This is a genomic window from Peribacillus cavernae (genome assembly GCF_003989135.1).
Lineage (GTDB): Bacteria > Bacillota > Bacilli > Bacillales > DSM-1321 > Peribacillus > Peribacillus cavernae.
This window is the reverse complement of record NZ_RYZZ01000062.1, coordinates 1-3348: the sequence shown is the minus strand read 5'-3', so window position 1 is coordinate 3348 and position 3348 is coordinate 1. Positions and strand designations below refer to the sequence as shown.

Annotated in this window: 4 protein-coding genes; 1 reads left to right on the top strand and 3 read right to left on the bottom strand. The window is 41.1% G+C overall.

Features of this window, described 5'->3' with window-relative positions:
• Window positions 1-343 precede the first annotated feature (343 nt).
• The 3 genes from ELQ35_RS22330 to ELQ35_RS22320 form a co-directional block, all read right to left on the bottom strand.
• On the bottom strand, window positions 344-883 hold the full coding sequence (locus tag ELQ35_RS22330) for an isoprenylcysteine carboxyl methyltransferase family protein (protein WP_126867370.1): 540 nt from the start codon (window positions 881-883) through the stop codon (window positions 344-346).
• A complete protein-coding gene (locus tag ELQ35_RS22325) occupies window positions 883-1971 on the bottom strand; it encodes a type III polyketide synthase (RefSeq protein WP_126867369.1) in 1089 nt (362 codons plus the stop codon). Before ELQ35_RS22325 ends, ELQ35_RS22330 begins: the two co-directional genes overlap by 1 nt.
• A gap of 103 nt (window positions 1972-2074) precedes the next feature.
• Complete coding sequence (locus ELQ35_RS22320) at window positions 2075-2659, bottom strand: SCO family protein (protein ID WP_126867368.1); 585 nt, start codon at window positions 2657-2659, stop codon at window positions 2075-2077.
• A 229-nt stretch (window positions 2660-2888) separates the two neighbouring features.
• Here ELQ35_RS22320 and ELQ35_RS22315 point away from each other — a divergent pair.
• Window positions 2889-3348: hypothetical protein (locus ELQ35_RS22315; protein ID WP_221884999.1), on the top strand; the 460-nt coding region annotated here is incomplete at its 3' end.

The following is a 3348-nucleotide window of genomic DNA, read 5'->3' as shown; positions in this document are numbered from 1 at the left end:
CTTCCACACTCTATGCGACTGCCCGTCGCACAAAAACCAGGTGCTTTACCTGGTTGTGTGTGCGGGAACTAATTTTTTACGGCCTTTTTCTAAGTGATTCGCATGACTGTCAGCTGCTTTTACAGGTTGTTGAATGTTTTTCAAAACGTATTTCATCACGGATAAATATGTAATGACAGTCACTAGGACAAAAAACCATACCATGAAGAACACCGTCCTTTTATTTTTTGGATCTTTTTCTACTTGAGAATAACTTTCATCTTCATTTATGATGGTATCACGAACGATAATCATTTTCAATAAGAATTTTGCAGATTTACAGCAAAAAATTTCGAATATTTCTTCAATCTCCGTTTTTCTGTGTGAAAATCGTCCCATATTGGGTCAGGCTTTTTAAGGCCCGCTCTTCTTCCGGTATCCGGACGGTCATCATCCATGCGTTCAATAACGAGAATAAAATTCCGGTCACATAGGCATTAAACAGCAGTGAAATGACAATGATTTCAACGGCAACCACCAGGTAATTGGGGTGCTTCAGGTATTTATACGGACCTTTTGCGGTCACTGCCGCTTCGGGCATGACGATAATTTTTGTATTCCAGAATCTCCCCAGGGAAGTGATCACCCATACTCTTCCTGCCTGTGCTACGAGAAAGAGCGACAGCCAGAACGGCCACAAAGATGTGCTGCTCCGGTCCATTAAAATGACTTCAAGTATCAAACTGCTGAAAAAGCTGATATGCATCATTACCATCCACGGGTAGTGGGCCAGTCCAAATTCAATCGCCCCCTGCTTTTTCATCCAGCCTTCGTTCTTTCGGGCAATGATTAACTCGATGATCCGCTGCAGAACGACGAGCGATATAAACAGCCAGAAAGCCATTATTCCCACCTCAATAATAAAAGCTCTGAAGAAAACCCTGGCCCCAGTGCAGCAGCAAGACCTAAATCGCCAGCGCCCGCTTCCTTTTGCATGAATCGTTCGAGCACGTATAAAATAGTCGCTGAAGACATATTCCCGTATTCCTTCAGAACATTCATCGATATTTCCGTCATCTTTTCATCGAATCCAAGTGCTTCTTCATAGGCCTTGATCACTTTTTTACCGCCAGGATGTGCAATAAACTGTCTTATATCCTCCAAAGATATCTGATTTGCTGTTAAAAGTGCTTCTACATTGGGCTTTAACCAATTCTTAACGATTGTCGGGATATCCTTTGAAAAAATCACATGCAAGCCTTCATTCTTCACTTCCCAACCCATGACGTCTAGGGAATCCGGCATAAGTGTCGACTGGGTGGATACTACGTTTGGACTGAAAGCCAATTTGCTTACACCCTTACGGTCAACGTCATCACCGCAGACAAGCGCGCAGCTGACGCCATCTGAAAACAAGGATGTGCCGATCAAATTACTTTTTGAACTATCATTCTTTTGAAAGGTTAAGCTGCAAAGCTCAACACAGAGAACAACAACCTTGGATTTTGGAAATGCTTTGCAATATTCATAAGCCCGCGAAAGCCCGGCCGCGCCCCCGGCACAACCAAGGCCCCAGATCGGGATTCTTTTTGTATGCTGATTAAAGGCAAGTACATTCATGATTCTTGCATCAATCGTAGGAGTTGAGAGTCCTGTACTCGAAATATAGAAAAAAGCATCAATCTCTTCAGGTTCCATTTTTTTCTTTAAAAAGTCCGGATGATCCAGGCACCCGCTAATCGCCATGCAGCCATACTTAACCGCCTGGTCAATATATATCTCATTCTTTTCTTCAAAGCTATGCCGTTCTTTAAACCATTCAAGATCATTTGAAAAGTAACGGGTATCAACCTGACCGTTTTTAAAGGCCCTGAGCAGCCTTTCGATATCTTTAAAAGACGATCCGAACATTTCCCTCGCAAAATCCATCGCAGATTCCTGAGAAACTTGATGAGGCAGTTTGATATGGGAGGTGGAAAGAATATATGGCATTATGTCCACACCTTTATCGAAATTTTTACGTATAATATTCCCCATTTCATTTCTTTTATGCAAAAGTGTCTACTGCTAAATTAGATTCTTTTATCTCGCTAGCTTATTTTAACAGCTGATGAATGTCTTTCAGAATCTTTTCTCGATCTACAGGCTTGGAGGGATTGGCCATATCGTAAGTTGCCCGGATCTGGTTGTTTTCATCGACTAAATACATTGTCGTATTGTGTGCGACAAATCCATCTTCTGTTTTTTTATAATTCATTTGGAACTTGGCGGCGATTGATTTCGTTTCGGCAGGTGTATCCCTTAGCCATTTCCAGCCGTCAGGATCTGCCTGAAAAGCCGATGCGTATTTTTGGATTATTTCTTTATTATCAAATTCCGGATCAAGGGTAATCGAAATTAGCTCAGCTTCTGAAGCAAATATTTCTTGATTCTTAAATTGCTCCTGCAACTGTTTCAGGTCAGTCATTGTCGATGGACATACATCCGGGCAGTTCGTATAAAAAAAAGTCACCAGTCTCACTTTTCCTTTATCGAAACGATAAGTACCGTCGTGGACATTTTCCATTTCAAAAGAAGAGATATTTTTTAAAACGGGCAATGCTTCTTTTTTGGGGAATAACCAATATATCAATAAACCGAATAATAGAAGTACAGACAGAATGATTGTTATATTTCTCATATGGGATCCTACTCCTTTTTTTACTTCAATATATGAAAAAGCAGGCGGCCTTGAGACTCCGAATCCATATTTTCCTATCGCCTTCCCATTAAATATAGAATTCCCATAGTTCATTACACTAAAAAACAAAAATGTTTTATAATTTCCGCTTTTTTTAGATTAATTGGCCCGAACAACTTTGGACAGTCCTTACTATAATGACAATAGATAACCGAAAGGAGAAGATATCTTGGATAAAAACGATGATTTGAATCGCAAAAAAAAGGAAGAAAAAAAGAGAAAACGAAATGGTCTCAATGCCGTTAATAAGATGGAAGATAGCAAGTCGGGTAATGAGGATTCTAAACAGAAAAAGAAAAAAAGAAAGAAAAGACAGAGAGAACAGGGTGACCTTTATAATATAGAACGGGATCAGGATGAATCATCTTACAGCGATGGCAATGCCGAGAATAATGCTGACGCTCAGGCCGATGCCAATGCTGAGAGTAATGCCGATGCACAGGCTGATGCTAATGCCGAGAGTAATGCGGATGCACAGGCTGACGCTAATGCTGAAAATGATGCCCAGGCTGATGCCAATGCCGACAATGAAGCTACTGCTGAAAACGATGCGCAAGCCGATGTACAGGCCGACAATGAAGCTACTGCCGAAAATGATGCTCAGGCTGATGCTAACGCAGACAATGAAG

Coding starts and splice junctions, on each gene's coding strand:
- ELQ35_RS22330 (WP_126867370.1), bottom strand. CDS start 883: ATGGCTTTCTGGCTGTTTATATCGCTCGTCGTTCTGCAGCGGATCATC.
- ELQ35_RS22325 (WP_126867369.1), bottom strand. CDS start 1,971: ATGCCATATATTCTTTCCACCTCCCATATCAAACTGCCTCATCAAGTT.
- ELQ35_RS22320 (WP_126867368.1), bottom strand. CDS start 2,659: ATGAGAAATATAACAATCATTCTGTCTGTACTTCTATTATTCGGTTTA.